Origin of the sequence: Pseudomonas sp. PDM01 (genome assembly GCF_014852325.1) — a bacterium.
Lineage (GTDB): Bacteria > Pseudomonadota > Gammaproteobacteria > Pseudomonadales > Pseudomonadaceae > Aquipseudomonas > Aquipseudomonas migulae.
Genome location: NZ_JACVBK010000006.1, coordinates 39483 through 56469 on the forward strand (window position 1 = coordinate 39483; position 16987 = coordinate 56469).

17 protein-coding genes and 1 tRNA gene are annotated in these 16987 nt (G+C 58.8%); 8 read left to right on the forward strand and 10 right to left on the reverse strand.

The features are described 5' to 3' along the window. Positions 1-6 precede the first annotated feature (6 nt). A complete protein-coding gene (uvrB, locus tag IB246_RS16230; RefSeq protein WP_008037657.1) occupies positions 7-2022 on the reverse strand; it encodes an excinuclease ABC subunit UvrB in 2016 nt (671 codons plus the stop codon). A gap of 338 nt (positions 2023-2360) precedes the next feature. On the opposite strand from uvrB, the gene IB246_RS16235 reads away from it, so the two are divergent. Both IB246_RS16235 and IB246_RS16240 read left to right on the forward strand, forming a co-directional pair. Beyond that, positions 2361-3557 carry an amino acid aminotransferase gene (locus IB246_RS16235; protein ID WP_008037658.1) on the forward strand — a complete coding sequence of 399 codons (1197 nt, stop codon included), beginning with the start codon at positions 2361-2363 and terminating at the stop codon, positions 3555-3557. Positions 3558-3793: 236 nt separating this feature from the next. Further along, complete coding sequence (locus IB246_RS16240) at positions 3794-4003, forward strand: hypothetical protein (protein WP_008028325.1); 210 nt, start codon at positions 3794-3796, stop codon at positions 4001-4003. Here IB246_RS16240 and IB246_RS16245 read toward each other — a convergent pair. Next, positions 4000-4230 carry a hypothetical protein gene (locus IB246_RS16245; protein WP_008007186.1) on the reverse strand — a complete coding sequence of 77 codons (231 nt, stop codon included), beginning with the start codon at positions 4228-4230 and terminating at the stop codon, positions 4000-4002. The genes IB246_RS16240 and IB246_RS16245 overlap by 4 nt on opposite strands. A 227-nt stretch (positions 4231-4457) precedes the next feature. Between IB246_RS16245 and IB246_RS16250 the strand changes: the two genes are divergently transcribed. Then, positions 4458-4533 (forward strand) — tRNA-Asn (locus IB246_RS16250). Between the two features lie 212 nt (positions 4534-4745). On the opposite strand, the gene IB246_RS16255 is transcribed toward IB246_RS16250, so the two are convergent. Beyond that, positions 4746-6263, reverse strand: a complete 1518-nt coding sequence (locus IB246_RS16255) for a nucleobase:cation symporter-2 family protein (RefSeq protein ID WP_008028327.1) — start codon at positions 6261-6263, stop codon at positions 4746-4748. 257 nt (positions 6264-6520) lie between these two features. On the opposite strand from IB246_RS16255, the gene IB246_RS16260 reads away from it, so the two are divergent. Both IB246_RS16260 and IB246_RS16265 read left to right on the forward strand, forming a co-directional pair. After that, a complete protein-coding gene (locus IB246_RS16260) occupies positions 6521-6802 on the forward strand; it encodes a BrnT family toxin (protein ID WP_008037659.1) in 282 nt (93 codons plus the stop codon). Positions 6803-6805: 3 nt separating this feature from the next. After that, positions 6806-7138: a BrnA antitoxin family protein gene (locus IB246_RS16265; protein WP_008037660.1), complete on the forward strand. Its 333-nt coding sequence runs from the start codon at positions 6806-6808 to the stop codon at positions 7136-7138. A 1-nt stretch (position 7139) separates the two neighbouring features. On the opposite strand, the gene IB246_RS16270 is transcribed toward IB246_RS16265, so the two are convergent. Continuing rightward, positions 7140-7967 carry an arylamine N-acetyltransferase family protein gene (locus IB246_RS16270; protein ID WP_008037661.1) on the reverse strand — a complete coding sequence of 276 codons (828 nt, stop codon included), beginning with the start codon at positions 7965-7967 and terminating at the stop codon, positions 7140-7142. Between the two features lie 192 nt (positions 7968-8159). On the opposite strand from IB246_RS16270, the gene IB246_RS16275 reads away from it, so the two are divergent. After that, positions 8160-8747, forward strand: a complete 588-nt coding sequence (locus IB246_RS16275) for a GNAT family N-acetyltransferase (RefSeq protein ID WP_008037662.1) — start codon at positions 8160-8162, stop codon at positions 8745-8747. A 30-nt stretch (positions 8748-8777) separates the two neighbouring features. Here IB246_RS16275 and IB246_RS16280 read toward each other — a convergent pair whose 3' ends face one another. From IB246_RS16280 to IB246_RS16290, 3 genes are all read right to left on the reverse strand, one after another. Then, positions 8778-10349, reverse strand: coding sequence for a GGDEF domain-containing protein (locus IB246_RS16280; protein ID WP_008037663.1), 1572 nt, complete (start codon positions 10347-10349; stop codon positions 8778-8780). Positions 10350-10413: 64 nt separating this feature from the next. Next, the gene (locus IB246_RS16285) at positions 10414-11205 is read right to left on the reverse strand and encodes an aldolase (protein ID WP_008037664.1); all 792 of its coding nucleotides are present in this window, start codon (positions 11203-11205) and stop codon (positions 10414-10416) included. Between the two features lie 16 nt (positions 11206-11221). After that, the gene (locus IB246_RS16290; protein WP_008037665.1) at positions 11222-11926 is read right to left on the reverse strand and encodes a haloacid dehalogenase type II; all 705 of its coding nucleotides are present in this window, start codon (positions 11924-11926) and stop codon (positions 11222-11224) included. 107 nt (positions 11927-12033) lie between these two features. Here IB246_RS16290 and IB246_RS16295 point away from each other — a divergent pair, with 107 nt between their 5' ends. After that, a complete protein-coding gene (locus IB246_RS16295) occupies positions 12034-12876 on the forward strand; it encodes a LysR substrate-binding domain-containing protein (protein ID WP_008037666.1) in 843 nt (280 codons plus the stop codon). A gap of 51 nt (positions 12877-12927) precedes the next feature. Here IB246_RS16295 and IB246_RS16300 read toward each other — a convergent pair whose 3' ends face one another. From IB246_RS16300 to IB246_RS16310, 3 genes are all read right to left on the reverse strand, one after another. Next, positions 12928-13323: a hypothetical protein gene (locus IB246_RS16300; protein WP_008037667.1), complete on the reverse strand. Its 396-nt coding sequence runs from the start codon at positions 13321-13323 to the stop codon at positions 12928-12930. A gap of 126 nt (positions 13324-13449) precedes the next feature. Next, a complete protein-coding gene (locus IB246_RS16305; RefSeq protein WP_008037668.1) occupies positions 13450-14241 on the reverse strand; it encodes a hypothetical protein in 792 nt (263 codons plus the stop codon). 135 nt (positions 14242-14376) lie between these two features. Further along, the gene (locus tag IB246_RS16310; protein ID WP_008037669.1) at positions 14377-16122 is read right to left on the reverse strand and encodes a L,D-transpeptidase family protein; all 1746 of its coding nucleotides are present in this window, start codon (positions 16120-16122) and stop codon (positions 14377-14379) included. A gap of 81 nt (positions 16123-16203) precedes the next feature. Between IB246_RS16310 and IB246_RS16315 the strand changes: the two genes are divergently transcribed. Beyond that, positions 16204-16908: a murein L,D-transpeptidase catalytic domain family protein gene (locus tag IB246_RS16315; RefSeq protein WP_008037670.1), complete on the forward strand. Its 705-nt coding sequence runs from the start codon at positions 16204-16206 to the stop codon at positions 16906-16908. Positions 16909-16987: the final 79 nt, after the last annotated feature.

Below are 16987 nucleotides of genomic sequence, written 5' to 3' on the forward strand. Positions count from 1 at the left end.
CAAATCTCAAACCGCGATCAACCGCTCCCGCAACTTGGCAATCTCGTCGCGCATCTGCGCCGCCGCCTCGAATTCCAGGTCGCGAGCCAACTGGTACATCTTCTCTTCCAGCGCCTTGATCCGCTTGGCGACTTCCCCCGGCGAACGCAATTCCGCTTCGTACTTGGCGTTTTCCTCGGCAGCCTTGGCCATGCCTTTGCGCTTCTTGCTGCGTGAGCCCGGCACGGTGGCGCCTTCCATGATGTCGGCGACGTCCTTGAACACACCCTTCGGCGTAATGCCGTTGGCCAGGTTGAAGGCGATCTGCTTGTCGCGACGACGCTCGGTTTCACCGATCGCCCGCTCCATGGAACCGGTGATGCGATCCGCATACAGAATCGCCCGACCGTTGAGGTTACGCGCCGCGCGACCGATGGTCTGGATCAGCGAGCGCTCGGAACGCAGGAAGCCTTCCTTGTCCGCATCGAGAATCGCCACCAAGGACACTTCCGGCATGTCCAGGCCTTCACGCAACAGGTTGATCCCCACCAGCACATCAAACGTGCCGAGGCGCAAATCGCGGATGATTTCCACGCGCTCCACGGTATCGATGTCCGAGTGCAGATAACGTACGCGCACGCCATGGTCGGCCAGGTAATCGGTCAAGTCTTCGGCCATGCGCTTGGTCAGCGTCGTGACCAATACCCGCTCATCCACTGCAGCGCGCTTGGTGATTTCCGAAAGCAGATCGTCGACCTGGGTCAACGCCGGACGGATTTCGATTTGCGGGTCCACCAGGCCGGTCGGACGCACCACCATATCAATGACACGCCCGGCGTGTTCCGCCTCGTAGTTGCCCGGCGTGGCCGAGACAAAAATCGTTTGCGGGCTGATGCCTTCGAACTCGTCGAAGCGCATTGGCCGGTTGTCCAGCGCTGACGGCAGGCGGAAACCGTATTCCACCAGCGTTTCCTTACGTGAGCGGTCGCCCTTATACATGGCGCCGACTTGCGGCACGCTGACGTGGGATTCGTCGATCACCAGCAAGGCGTCGGCCGGCAAGTAATCGAACAAGGTCGGCGGCGCTTGACCTGGATCGCGCCCCGACAGGTAGCGGGAATAGTTTTCGATGCCGTTGCAGTAGCCCAGTTCGAGAATCATCTCCAGGTCGAAACGGGTACGTTGTTCGAGGCGCTGCGCTTCCACCAGTTTGTTGTTGGAGCGCAGGTATTCCAGGCGCTCCTGCAACTCGACCTTGATCCCCTCGATGGCGTCGAGCAGGGTTTCTCGCGGCGTCACGTAGTGGCTTTTCGGGTAGAAGGTGAAACGCGGCAGTTTGCGGATCACCTCCCCCGTCAGCGGATCGAAGGCCGACAGGCTCTCGACTTCGTCGTCGAACAGCTCAATACGGATCGCTTCGAAATCGGATTCTGCCGGGTGGATATCGATCACATCACCGCGCACGCGGAAGGTCGCGCGGGCGAAATCCATGTCGTTGCGGGTGTATTGCAGATCGGCGAGACGGCGCAGCAAGGCGCGCTGATCGAGTTTGTCGCCACGATCGACGTGCAACACCATTTTCAAATAGGTTTCCGGACTGCCCAGACCGTAGATGCACGACACCGTGGTGACGATGATCGCGTCCTTGCGCTCCAACAACGCTTTGGTCGCCGAGAGTCGCATCTGCTCGATGTGATCGTTGATCGAGGCGTCTTTCTCGATGAAGGTGTCCGAGGACGGCACATACGCTTCAGGCTGGTAGTAGTCGTAGTAGGAAACGAAATACTCGACAGCGTTGTTCGGGAAAAACGCCTTGAATTCGCCGTACAACTGCGCGGCCAGGGTCTTGTTCGGCGCCAGCACCAGCGTCGGGCGCTGAACCTGGGCGATAACGTTGGCGATGCTGAACGTCTTGCCCGAACCGGTCACACCGAGCAACGTCTGGTGCGCCAGCCCGGCCTCGATGCCCTCGACCATCAGGCGGATGGCTTCCGGCTGGTCGCCGGCGGGCTCGAAGCGGGTGACTAGCTGGAATTCAGACATGAAATACCTCTGGGTTCACCCGTACGCGGTCAAACCGGACAGGAACGAGAAAGACCGCAAACGACCGACGTCGCCCGAGGAAAAAACTGGATTGTGCTCAATGTGGAGTCGATTGCCCTCTCTTTCAAGGCAAACGTCCTACATCCCTTGAAGCCTCTGACGCGGTCAATCGACTAACGGTCGAAAAATAATCGGAAAAACTTACGGTAAAAGCCGAATCGACTGTCGCCATCAATCGCGGATGACCTCTATACTAGCTCCCCGTTTGTGCACCGCTCTAGTGCATTCGGCTGGAGCGCGACACGTCCCTCCACACTCCATTCAGAGCCGCCGCAAAAATGAGCCTGTTCTCCGCTGTCGAAATGGCACCACGCGATCCAATCCTGGGCCTCAACGAAGCATTCAACGCCGATACCCGTACCAACAAGGTCAACCTGGGGGTCGGTGTTTACTGCAACGAGGAGGGGCGAATTCCACTCCTGCGCGCCGTTGTCGAAGCCGAGACGATTCGCGTCGCTCAACACGCTTCCCGTGGCTACTTGCCGATCGACGGCATCGCTGCCTACGACCAGGCCGTGCAAAAACTTCTGTTTGGCAATGACTCGCCGCTGATCGCTGCTGGCCGCGTCATCACCACTCAGGCCGTTGGCGGTACTGGCGCACTGAAAATCGGTGCCGACTTCCTCAAGCAACTGCTGCCGAACGCCGTCGTGGCGATCAGCGACCCGAGCTGGGAAAACCACCGCGCGCTGTTCGAAACCGCTGGTTTCCCGGTGCAGAACTATCGTTACTACGACGCCGCGACCCACGACGTTAACCGTACCGGCCTGCTGGAAGACCTGAACGCCCTGCCGTCCGGCTCGATCGTTGTGCTGCACGCCTGCTGCCACAACCCGACCGGTGTTGACCTGAGCCCGGCGGACTGGAAAAACGTTCTGGAGGTGGTGAAAGCCAAAGGTCACGTGCCGTTCCTCGACATGGCCTACCAGGGCTTTGGCGATGGCATCGACGAAGACGCCGCAGCCGTGCGTCTGTTCGCTGAGTCGGGCCTGACTTTCTTCGTCTCCAGCTCGTTCTCCAAATCGTTCTCGCTGTACGGCGAGCGCGTTGGCGCCCTGTCGATCATCAGCGAATCGAAAGAAGAAAGCGCGCGCGTGCTGTCGCAGGTCAAGCGCGTGATCCGCACCAACTACTCCAACCCGCCGACCCACGGTGCGAGCATCGTTGCCGCTGTATTGAACAGCCCGGAACTGCGCGCCCAGTGGGAAGAAGAACTGGCCGAAATGCGCCTGCGGATTCGCGGCATGCGCACCCAGATGGTTGACCTGCTGGCGAAACAGGCTCCTCAGCGCGATTTCAGCTTTGTCGGTCGTCAGCGCGGCATGTTCTCCTACTCCGGCCTGACGGTTGAGCAAGTGACCCGCCTGCGCAGCGAGTTCGGCATCTACGCCCTGGACACCGGCCGCATCTGCGTGGCGGCGTTGAACCAGAGCAACATCGACGTGGTGACCAAGGCCATCGTTGCGGTGATCTGAGTCGTGCGGTGATACAAAAAACGGGAAGCCCTTGGGCTTCCCGTTTTTTATTGACCGCAGATAATTCTCAACCCGCCAACCAAGCCCTCTAGACTGCACACATCTACCCTGTAGGAGCCGGCTTGCTGGCGATAGCGTCCGTCCAGCCAATAGATAAGTTGACTGATCCACCGCTATCGCCGGCAAGCCGGCTCCTACAAGGTTTGTGTACACCACCGGATTCGATGTGAGCCAATATGAAAAACGATGACCTGCGCGCTGAGCGCGATGACCTGGATGACCTGAATGACTTCATCCCCCGCACCCCGGCCAAACGCGGCAACAATCTGGTGCTGCAAGTGGCTGCGGGGGTCTTTCTTGGCGGCCTGGCGCTGTGGCTGGTTCAACTGGGCGCGACACTGCTGTACGCCAAACTGATGCTCGCCACCATTACGTTCGGCGGTTAAGCCAGTTCGGTCGCGCGTTGGCTGGCTGCATCGTCATAAGCGACGTACAGCGACTCGGCGACCTGGCTTTTGATGGCCTTGGTACTTTCCAGGCCCAGGACAAAACCTTCGGCCTTGCCGCCAGCGCGATTCAATTCGTCAGCGGTGCTGGCCTGAGTGATTGCGTCGAACAATTTTTCGGCGTGCGGACCGACCCCTTTGGGCAGGCTGATCTGAGCGATGCTCATGCGAACACCTCGTTGTGGCGAAGTGTGAGGGTTGGGTGATTCATGGCGCGTACCTTTTCGGCGAATGGCCGGCAGCGCGTGTCACCACTTCCGGGCGGCCATGGTAGACCTCTGGTGCGATTCTGGTAACCGCCAATCGCCGATAAACCGCCGTCCGTCCCGACGAATCGCTCAAATTGCCAACAGGTGCTTGACTTCTCTTTTTGAATCAGTAACATACACGCCATTCCGCGATAGCTCAGTTGGTAGAGCAAGTGACTGTTAATCACTGGGTCCCTGGTTCGAGTCCAGGTCGTGGAGCCAGACAGCAAGATAGAAAAGCCCCTGAATCGAAAGGTTCAGGGGCTTTTTTGTGGGCGGTGGAAAAGATGACTTAAGACCTGTAGGAGCCGGCTTGCCGGCGATGAGGGCCTTGAATAATGCATCGTTCTCAAGGCCGCCATCGCCGGCAAGCCGGCTCCTACAGTACGGGGTCATGTCATGTAAAAAGGCGCCCCTGGGGGCGCCTTTTTTATTCAGACATGTTCACTGCTTTTGACATGCACCGCCTTCGGCTCGCCATGCCCATGATCCGTCTCTATCACCGGGATTTCCTTCCCGTCGCAGTCATGCAACTTGCCTTCGCTGAAATAATCCCCTTCGCGCAACGCGGCCAGATCCTGATAGCGCAGGACTCGCTCAGTACCGGCAGCAAACACCGACTGCTGATCCGAGTTGCCGGCAGTGAGGTGGTTGAAGGCCAGGTTCAGCACGATGGCCATGATTGCCGAGGAGCTGATGCCCGAGTGGAAGATCGTCGCGAACCAGCTTGGGAAGTGGTCGTAAAAGTTCGGCGCGGCAATGGGGATCATGCCGAAACCGATGGACGTGGCGACGATGATCAGATTGACGTTGTTGCGGTAGTCGACCTTGGACAGCGTGCGAATTCCGCTGGCCGCCACGGTACCGAACAGCACGATCCCGGCGCCGCCGAGCACGGAGGTCGGTACCGCGGCGATGACCCGCCCCATGAAGGGCAGCAGGCCGAGGATCACCAGAAACAAGCCGCCGGTGGCCACCACGTAACGGCTCTTGATCCCGGTCACCGCCACCAGCCCGACGTTCTGGGCGAACGCACTCTGGGTGAAAGAACCGAAGATCGGCGCGATCATGCTCGACAGCATGTCGGCGCGCAGACCGTTGCCCAGACGCTTGGAGTCAACTTTGGTGTCGATGATTTCACCGACCGCGAGGATGTCCGCCGAGGTTTCGACCAGCGTCACCATGACCACGATGCACATCGACAGGATCGCAGCGAAGTGGAAGGTCGGCATGCCGAAGTGGAATGGCGTGGGGAAGCCGAACATCGGGCCCTGGGTGACGGACGAGAAGTCCGCCATACCGAGGAATACCGCGATGAGCGTGCCGATGACCATGGCCAGCAGAATCGACAACCGGGAGATGGTCGCGCTGCCGATCTTGCTCAGCAACAACACCAGCACCAGCGTTACCGCCGCCAGGCCGATGTTCGCCATGCTGCCGAAATCCGGCGCATGGCTGTTGCCACCCATGGCCCAGCGCGCGGCCACCGGCATCAGCGTCAGGCCGATGGTGGTGATCACGATGCCCGTCACCAACGGCGGGAAGAACTTGGTAATTCGCGAGAACACCGGCGTGATCAGCAAACCGATCAACGACGCGGCAATCACCGCACCCAGAATCGACTGAAACCCGCCCTCCCCGCCACTGCTGACAATCGCCACCATCGTCGCGACGCCCGAGAAGGACACGCCCTGCACCAGCGGCAACTGACAACCGAAAAACGGTAAACCGAGGGTCTGCAGCAATGTTGCCAAGCCCCCCGCAAACAATGAAGCAGCAATCAACAAACCGATGTCCGCCGGCGAGAGCCCGGCCGCCTGGCCGATGATCAAAGGCACCGCGACAATGCCGCCGTACATGGTCAGAACGTGTTGCAGGCCGTAAGCCATATTCGCGCCGACACCGAGGTTTTCGTCCTCAGGCCGTTGGTGTGAAACATGGGGCGTTTTCATGGTTGGGGGGTTCCCTGGTTTTTGTTATGCGCACACTGTATGCAAGACTCAGGACAAATGTCTATAGAGTTGTATACAACTCATCAGTCAGATTATGGACATGTGCCCATGCAGTCCTTTCCCTGCGCTGTTTCCCCCTCCAAAAAAACATTTGAAATACATCCTTCCTGCGCCTTCTCCCCCGCCCGCTAGTCTTTGGCATTCCAAGCGACCGCCGGCACGGACGCCTTCTCGCTTATACATATAAAGTATGCATAATGAAGTCATTCGAAATTCAGTTTCACAAGGCAAAGAACGCAGCTAACAAATTAAAGCACCAAGGGATCAGCCTCGCGGAGACCGAGGCCGTGTTTTATGACGAGAGAGCCCTCTCGCTGGAGGACAACCATCACGATGAACAGCGGTGGATCATCATGGGGCTGGATGCCAAAGGTCGATTGTTGGTCGTTGCGTACACCTGGCGCGAGCCGAATTTCGTTCGAATCATTTCCGCGCGCGTCGCTACCAAAAATGAGCGGCGCCGATATCTGGAGGCTTGAGCCATGAAAGACGAATACGATTTCAGTAACGCCAAACGCGGAGCGGTTGCCTCGAGCAAAGGCAAAACCCGCATCACCATCATGCTCGACGATGTCGTGTTAGACGCGGCGCGTCTCGCCGCCGAGAGCGAAGGTTTCGGTTATCAGACGGTGATCAACAACACCTTGCGCAAGGCCTTGCTCGACGATGGAAGCAAGAGCGCAGCGACCATCCCGAACACCGCTGTTGTAAATGCCGGACATTTCAAAGAAGGGATAACGGCCGCTGAGCTAAAAAGCCTGGAAAAAAAACTATCGGAGGTGCTCAGTGAAATTCATCGCGTGATGAAGCCTTGAGCTACGCCGCCACGATCAACCGCGCAAGCACTTGTTTGAGCGTTGCGTGCTCCGGCACCCGAATCCCGAACTCGCGCCCCAGCAACCCGACCAGCTCATCGACATCCGTCACCTGCAGGCGTTCGCTCTCGCCGCCCATCCGGTGAATCGCAAAACTGCCGTTGTTGAGCGTGCGCCGCCAGCCTTCTCCCGTTCGCGCCACCATCAGTTGCCTGGCAAAAGACGATTCAGGATGGGTCGAGACGTACCAGTTGCCTACGGCGAAATCGATGTCTTCCTGCCGTTGCAGGTCGAAGATGTACATCGCCCGCCACTCACCCGCAACGTTGGCGCGCAAGGTGTAGCCATCAGCATGTTGCTCGATGCGATAGGGTTCGTGGGGCGTGCGCTGTTCGGCCGGGGTATCGAGCAGCAGCGGTGCCGTAGGCACCATGCCACCGAAGCCGACATCGGTGATGTAGCGCACGTCATCCAGGATGACCAGGCTCAAGCGGTGTGTCCTCGCCGTCCACGCACCCTCGGGTTGGCCCATGACCACTCGGCCGGAGATTCCACGGGCATTGAAGCCCAGCGCCTGAAGCAGCGCCAGAAACAGATTGTTGAGTTCGTAGCAGTAACCTCCACGACCATCGTGCAGGACTTTTTGCTCGATGGACGGCAGATCGATGAGCACAGGCTCGCCTGACAGCGTGGTGAGGTTTTCAAACGGGAATGCGCCGGTGTGACGCAGTTGCAGTTGACGCAGGGTGTCCAGGGTCGGCGCCGGTGGCGCATCGAAGCCCAGGCGTTGCAGGTACAACGCAAGATTGCTCAGGCGTGGCTCGCTCATTGCTCGGTCCTTATGCAGTGGCCGCAGGTCTCTGCGCCGATGGCCGCCATGTATAAGGGATAAAACGGTACGACCGACAATTGATTTCGCCAATCGCCACACGACGATTAGCCCTGCCAGTTGCGTCAGCCGTCGGAACTACGGCGTAATAGGCGCCCGACGCCTGCCTGATCTGCCGAGAAAACCGACGCCATGGAAACACCGCTGGAAGGCAACAGAATCTGCCTGCGCCCACTGCAATACGCCGATGCCGATGCGCTGGTACACGCCGCCGAAGATGGCGAACTGTGGAACCTGACTGTCACCGTCGTGCCCTCCCCGACCACGGTGCACAGCTACCTGAAAAAAGCCCTCGACGGACGGGATGCAGGTACTGTTCTGCCCTACGTCATCGTGCTCAAGGACACCGGGGAGGTCATCGGTTCGACGCGCTTCTGGAAAATCGACCAGCTCAATCGCAAGCTCGAAATCGGCAGCAGCTGGATCTCGGCCCGCTGGCAAAAAACCTTCGTCAACACCGAAGCCAAATACCTGATGCTGCGGTACGCCTTCGACGTGCTGGACTGCGTGCGGGTGCAGTTCACCACCGACGAGAACAATCAGAAGTCGCGCAACGCAATCCTCAGGCTCGGCGCGCAACAGGAAGGTATCGTGCGTCACGAACGGATCATGCCGGACGGACGCAAGCGCAACTCGGTGCGGTTCAGCATCATCGATGATGAATGGCCGACGGTGCGTCAGCGGCTCGAACAAAAACTTGCCGACTACAGCCTTCGCTAATCCGCACAGACCGCTCGCGCCTGAGTCGTCTCAACGATCCGAGCGCATCAACTCCTCGATCCCGCCGTCGATGGACAGCACCGCCGAACGGTTTCGCCCTGAATGCTTGGCCTGATACAAGGCGGCGTCCGCACGCCCGATGAACACTTCGGTGCTGTCCAGCCGCGTGGGCACAAACGAATAGCAGCCAAGGCTGACCGTGACGAAACCGTTGGGCGAACCGCTGTGGCTGATGTTTTTGGCCATGACGGCGCGACGGATATGCTCGGCAATGACCATCGCACCGTGAATATCGGTATCCGGCAGCAACACTGCGAACTCCTCACCACCGTACCGCACCGCCAGATCGGCTTTTCGATGGCAGCAACTCTTCACCGCCCGTGCCACTTGTGCCAGGCAATGGTCCCCCGCCACGTGGCCATAAGCGTCGTTGTAGCGCTTGAAGTAATCGATATCGAGCATGATCAGGCTCAATGAGCTCGACTGACGGATGCCACGGCCGAACTCGATGTCCAGCGCCTGCTCGAACAGTCGGCGATTGGCCAGGCCGGTCAGGCTGTCATGGGTCGCGATGAGCTTCAGCGCCTCCTTGGCCTTGCGCAGATCCGCCTCGACCTGCTCGCCGAGGCGAACCTGGCGCACGAACACCCAGCCGAACAAGCCAATGCCCAGCACGACAAGGGCAACGATGACGCTGGATCGAAACGCGGTGTCGTACCAACCCTTGAGAATCGAATCCCTGGACGATGCCGCCGATACCACCAGCGGATAGGCGTCGAGCTGTCGGTAGCCATACAACCGCACGGTGCCGTCGACCACCGAACGGAACGTTGCATTGCCGGAGGGCGCGTTGGGCAGCAACGTCTGAAAGATCTCGCCATTGGCCAACGACGAGCCAATCTGCGCTTCGACAAACGGCCGGCGCGCCAGCAACGTCCCGTCGGTCAGCCCCAAAAACATCGAGCCATTGTCATCAAGGCTGAAGCTTTTGAAGAACTGGTCGAAGTAGGACATCTTGATGCCGGCCAGCAACACGCCCTGGAAATGGCCGTTTTTATCGTTGATGCGCTTGGAGACGGGAATGATCCACTCGCCATTCTCACGACTGCGAATGGCCGGTCCGATGTGCGCCACGGACGATACGTTCTGCTGGTGATACATAAAGTATTCGCGGTCCGCCACGCCCCGACCACGAGGCAGATCCGCAAAAGAGGTCACGATCCACTGACCCTTCTGGTCAAACAGCAAGATCCCGTGCAATTGATTCAGCGCCTGCACCCGCTGGGCGAACGTTTTCTGAAGACGTGGGCGCTGCGGCGGACCGTAGCCGTCGGCCTGAATCCAGTCAACCAGACTGGTCAACACCAGGTCGGCTTTCATGAAGGTGTCTTCGGCCTGCTGCGCCATGGCTCGCGTCAGGTTCGATGACGCCACTTCGGCCACGGCCAGATCGTGCCGGCGCGATTGCTCCAGTTGCAGGTAAAGCAAACCGCACAGGCACAGGCACACCACAGCAATGAACAGCATCGCTGCCTTGCGCAGCGGTAACCGTTTCAAAGCAACGCCAGTGGCGATGTGCGGGTCGTTTTGGAGATTAGGCAAAGCTCATCCTGCAAGGGTAAGGCATGGGCGAAGGCCCAAAACCCTTATATTTTGCGAGCTTAGTCTACGTCGTAGTGAGGGGCAATCGTCCTTTGGACAGTCTGCGCATCGCACTGTGCAAATGCGCCCGTGCGCTTTCGGCATCCCCCAGGCGCATTTGTTCGTAGGCGCGTCGGGCAATCGGCTCGGGCACAGGCTTGAGATCGCGCTGGGTCGCCATCGCCATCAGTTGCACCTGGGCGGCACGTTCGAGGTAATACAGATCGTCCCACGCCTCGGCAATGGTCGGTCCGGCGACAATCACACCGTGGTTTTTCAGAAACAGAATGTCGGCATTGCCCATGACACTGGCGATCCGGTCGCCTTCGGATTCATCGAGGGCCAGGCCGTTGTAGTCCTCGTCCACCGCCGTGCGGCCGTAAAATTTCAATGCCGTCTGCCCCAGCCACAACAGCGGTGGGCCTTGCAGCAAACATAACGCCGTGGCGTGAGGCATGTGCGTATGGAACGCCACTTTCAGCCTTGGCAGCTGTTGGTGCAGGCGGGCGTGAATGTAAAACGCGGTCGCTTCAGGCTGCCCTTCGCCGGCCACGACATTGCCGTGAAAGTCGCAAACCAGAAGATTTTCAGCGCTGACTTCTTCGAAGGCATAACCGTAGGGGTTCACAAAAAACAGATCATCCCGGCCCGGCACCATCGCGGAAAAGTGGTTGCAGATCCCCTCCTCCAGACCGTGCAGCGCCGCGAGCTGGAAGCACGCTGCCAGTTCCGCGCGCGCGGTGATGGCCGCCTGCGAGTCCAGATTCAGCTCGGTGTAACGGGTGGGACGGGAACCACCTGCAAGGGTGTGTGCCATGGCAATGACTCCGGGTTTACCAGCCAAGGGATTTGAACAAGGGCACGACTTGATCCAGCGTGTTTACTGTCGCATCGGGCTGGTAGTCCGGCAGCAATTGCCGACCGGTGCCGCGATCGACCCACACGCAGCGAAAGTGCATGTCCCGCGCGGCGGTGTGGTCCAGCGTCGGGCTGGCGCAGATGTGCACCACTTGATCACGTGTCACGCCCAGTTGCTCGTGAGCGTAGTCGAACAGTCGCGGATTCGGCTTGTAAGCACCGGCCTGCTGCGCCGTGATCACCCGATCGATGTGCCCGCCCAGTTGCACAACGTTGCCGGCGATGATGTCGTCATCAGTGTTGGACACAATGCACAGCTTGAAGCCCATCGCCTTGAGCCCGGCGAGCGTCTCGATCACTTCCGGAAACGGCGGCATCCGCGGGATCGCCGCGGCCAGTCGCAGACTGTCTTCGGGGGCACTCGCCAACGCCAGTTCTTCCAGGGCGAGATGCAACCCGCTAGTGCTCAACTCGCGGAACGAGCGATGCGGCGGCAACTGTTCCAGCCGGTGTTCATGCCGGTCGTACACCTCGATCAGACGATCGACATCAACGCTGTGATCCCCCTTGTCGCGCAAGATGTCCGCCACCACGGCTTTCAAGCCCTCATCCCACTGAATCAACGTGCCGTAGCAATCGAAGGTCAGCCACTTGGGGCGCGGGGTGATTGTGAGTGTCATGTTCGTTTCCTCTGAAGGGTGATCTTCAGGTTAAGAGCGATCAGTGATAGTGTGAAATTAAATTAATAACGACATGTCAGTGATAAATCGAATATCAAGAGGCCGCCATGCTCGATCTCGAATTGCTCAAGACCTTCGTTTGCGTGGCGGACGAAGGCAGCTTCACCCGCGCCGCCGAACGCGTGCACCGGACCCAATCCACCGTAAGCCAACAGGTGCGCAAACTCGAAGAACTGGTCGGGCATGCGCTGCTGTTGCGTGACCGAACCGGGCAGAACATCAGCGTGACCGAGCATGGCGAGATGCTGATTCACTACGCACGGCGCTTGCTGGCCCTGTCCTCGGAGGCGGTGGAAGCCTTGGCCAGCGACCTCGACCTGGAGATCCTGCGCATCGGCGTACCGGAAGATTTCGATGCCCGACGCATGGCCGTGATCCTTGCCGGCTTCAACCGGGCCAGGCCCGAAGCGCGCCTGGAAACCGTCAGCGGCATGAGCACCGATCTCAAGCAAAAACTCGCGGCGGGCACCCTCGATATTGCCCTGGTCAAACGCGAACCGGACAGCGGCCCCTGCTGGGCGGCGTGGCCGGAAACGCTGGTGTGGGTCAAGGGTGCGGGGGTCGACTCGGCCAACGGGGTATTGCCCTTGGCCCTGTTCCCACAGGGCTGCATTTATCGGCAACGGGCGATCCGTCTGCTGGATGTGGCGCAGCGGCCCTGGCGCGTTGCGTTTGGCAGTCACAGCCTGACGGGCATTCAGGCGGCGGTGGCCTCCGGGTTGGGCGTGTCGGTGCTGCCCGCTTCGGCGGTGTTGCCTGAGCATCGCGTATGCAACGATCTGCCCGAACTGCCGCCGACCGAGTTGGCGCTGATCAGCCGGGAAGGCGCGTTGACTGGATTGCAGCGAGCCTTGGTGGCGTTTTTGCAGGAAGAGCTGGGCAAGGCATGAGCCTGAAAAATGGGCGCGCAATAAACGCCCATTCGTGCGCGAAACCCGGCCTCAAGGCGTAAGTTTCAAGTGGGCATTAACTCTGCCGCTCTTCGGATCGACAAACCAGTACTCGTTATTGGCCGTCTTCAACTGGCCGCATTCGGTTGGGTAATCTTTCGGTTCAATACACACAACTCCATCTTTCAACGTCCATTTTTCCTTCTCCGGTTTGTTCGGCGCCATTTCGAAAATCTCTACTCCGTTCGAGGCGAAACTCATCGAGTAAGGGTGACTACCTTCCCTGGTGGTGCCATAGAACTTCTTGCCCACCAATGTGCTGGTGATTTGCTGATCATCCAGCGTCACCGCCGACGCAGGCACCGGTGGTGGTTCGTAATGGCTGCTGGTTACGCAGCCTGCCAGGCAGACCAACAGGATGGACGCGCCGAACTTTAATGAAGTCATGCCACACCTTCCTTGCAAGCACCGGAGGAATTTCCGATACCTCAAAGCTTAGGCGACACCGGTTGAAGCTCGCGCAAAAAAACGGGTGCCTCAAGAGCACCCACATTCATGAAGCACAGGTAATCCTTAGAGCATCCTGTCGACTTCATCCAACGTCACCCGGGGAATAAGTTCGCCAGGAATCCTTGAAGAGCCGGACAAGTTGTAAACTTGAAAATCATCATTCACGACGTACTTCGACAGGATTTTGAATGAGGGCAGAATTCTCGTAAAAAAATGCTGATCGAGCATGCACGGTGACGCGTCGGCATCATCTTCTTCATAGAAACGCCGCACTGATTGATTCAAGTCGACCCCCACCAGAAACACCTTGTTAAAACCTGCGTGGTAGGCAATTTGCAGCGCCAGATAGGCCACCGTGCGCGCATCAAAAAAGCCGCGCTTGAGGTTCTTGCTGAAACCCAGGGTTCTGTTGCGACCGTTTCCAAGCCTGCGACTTCTGATGAGTTCCTTATCACCCCTGAAGACCAGGTCACTCCAGGAAAGCTTGGGCGCCTTGGTCAGCAGGTACAGGTCCCCTTCGGGCATCACGGCCGAACGCCGGATGTGCTCTTCCCACACGGCAACCCGTTCACTGAGGTGCATCCCCGCCGCCAGCAATTCGGGCTGCTCCCGGTAAAAGGCAATGTCGGTGCAGGCATAAAAGAACGGCTTGATATCGGTACCGATGAACTTCGAGATGGCCCCGTTCATGGTGATCATCGGAATGTCTGCGTAGTTCTCCAGCGGAAAATCCTTGGCGGTTGCTCCCGAGGCAATGATGAACACCGGTCCTTTTTGAATGTTGCGGCACTCATCGAGGTCATGCACATGAGGCAAACCTGCAATGGGTACCGTGTTTTCTGGCACAACATCCATCTTCACTGTCCCTGTTCCTTTGGGTCTTTTTCATTGTGGTAGTTTTCAACCATGGCGCAAACCGCGTCGCTGCAGCCGCTGCGGACTGGCTTCGCCGAATGAACAGGAACCGCCCTCAACAACTGTGGCGCCCTGCTACTCGCCAGTGCTTTTTTGCCCGGCCGCCAGCGCAGGCGGTCCTGCCTGCTGCCATTGCGGAGCAGGCAGTTCCGAACGCAGATTCAATCCCCGCAGAACCGCAGAGTCGTACCCGTAGACATCGGGCTTGAACATCACGCGACCATCATTACTCAGGTCCACCGTCCAGTAAGCCAACAGCACTGGCACCTTGACGGGAAGCCGGATGTTTTCGGTCTTGCCGTTGGCCAACTGCGCCTGGATCCCGGCGCTGTTCCAATGCACCGGATCGTTGAACAACAGCTCCACCAACTGCAGCGGGTTCTCGACCCGGATGCAGCCTGAACTGGTGGCGCGGCGAGATTGAGCAAACAACTCGCGATGCGGCGTGTCGTGCAGATAAATCGCGTATTCATTGGGAAACCGGATCACGACCTGGCCCAGCGAGTTGTCCGGCCCGGCATCCTGTCGCAGCGTAACGCCGCGCGGGTTGGACCAATCGACCGTCGATGGGTCGAGCAAGTTCCCTTCACGGTCAATGGGCTTGATTCGGTTGGCGGCAAGGTAGCCGGGATTTTTCTGAATCTTGGGCAGCATGTCCTTGACCAGAATGGTCGGGGGCACGGTCCAGGTAGGGTTGAACGTGACGTAAGTAATCTCTGACTGGAACACCGGCGTACTGCGAAACGGTTTGCCGACTTGCACACGAGAACGCCAGATCGGCTTGCCGTCGCGGTAGAGCGCAACTTTGTAACCAGCTATGTCAACGATGACAAAAGTGCCCTGAAGTTTGTACAGCAACCAACGCGCACGCTCCATGTTCACCCGAACCTGGTCGATCCGCGCATCAACCGACACATTCAACGCCGCGAGCGTCGCCGCCCCGGCGACACCGTCTGCGCCCAGGTATTGTTCGGCTTGATACTTTTTGACCGCCGCGGTGACGACAGCGTCGTAGTCGCTACGTGGTTTCAACTGCGGGGCCAGATAACCACCGGCCGCCAAACGGGCTCGCAGCTGCGCGACCGCAGGTTCGTCCATACCCGGCTTGAGCGACTTGTCTTCGGCAACCTTCGGCCAGCCACCCGCATCCCGGACCTTGCGCAGTTGTGCCAAACCCATGCGCAAGCTGCCATAAACCGCTTCTTGCGGTGGCGCTTGAGCGAATGCCCGGGCGACGTCATGGCTGTCGAGGGCGGCGAAGAAGGTGTTCACGTCTTCACGCGGATCGACGCCGACCGGGTCGAAATTCCAATGAATGTCCAGGCGCGAAGGGTCGACTTTGCCGCGCCGCAATTGCAGGAGCGCGGCGATGAACGTCCGGGTAGCGACGACATCGAAACTCGCCCGCTGCGCCGGGGTTTGCATCGACGCTCGTGCCTTGGCCAATTCATCAATATGAAAATCTGCCGGCTCCAGACCATCCGCTTGCGTGTTGCCCAGGCTTTTCAGCAACTGGGCGACATCACTGTCTTGTGTCCACGCTGCGCGATAGCTGCGATGCATATAGAAATCCATGACCACACGGTTGACGTCTACCCGTTGATGCCTGGGGGATGTGAGCAGCGGCGGAAACGCCGAAGCCAACGGCGCCAGCATGCTTTGAATCGTCTGACCGACGATGTCATCCGCTGCAGCCTCACTGGCGTTGATAGGTGGAGATGACTGCTCGATCGGCGAAGTTTGCGCAATCGCTGCACCGCTGATCAGAAAGCCCATAAAAAATACACGGCTTATGACGAATAACCTTGTTAACTGCCCCATGGATAATCCTTAATCTCCCGCATTCACCGGCTAGCCGCGCTCTCGCTGCTAGACTCGAAACAATCATGATGAGACACGCATATGGCGCTAGACCGCTTCGGCTTCCTAATTACGGCCCTGCTGCTGAGTTCAACGTCAGTCACGGCAGCCTACGCCGACTCACTTGAAGCCGCTTTGGTCAAAGCCGCTCCAAACGCTAACGCCAAGGTGATTGCACTGGCCGTCCGTGCCTCTCAATGCAGCTTGGCCCAAGGTGCCGCACCTGTCCAAAGACTTGCCGTCATCGATTACTCCCTGCCCTCCACCGAACAACGCCTTTGGGTGTTTGACCTTAAACAGCGCAAATTACTGTTTCACGAATTGGTTGCCCACGGTCGCAACAGCGGCGAGAACATGGCGGTCAAGTTTTCCAATCAAAACGAAAGCTTCGCCACCAGCCTGGGCTTGTATCGCACGCAGTCAAGTTACGTCGGGCAGAACGGTTATTCGTTGCGCATGGAAGGACTCGAACCGGGCTTCAACGACAACGCCTTCGACCGGGCGATCGTCATTCATGGCGCGCCTTATGTCAGCCCGGTGCTTGCACGGGCAAACGGGCGGATTGGCCGCAGCCTCGGTTGCCCGGCGGTACGGCCGGCGATTGCGCACAAGCTGATTGACTCGATGAAAGACGGGCAACTGTTGTTTTCGTACTACCCGGATCAGCGCTGGCTGAAAAAGTCTTCGTATATCAATTGCGGTAGCAGGACGGTGGCGTCGACTGCCAAGCCTTCCACCAACCGTTGAACACCACGTTGAAACTGTCAAAACTGTAATCCCCGCCTCAGTCTGCTGAAAGGCATCGCCCGTTAGCCTCGTCGTCAAG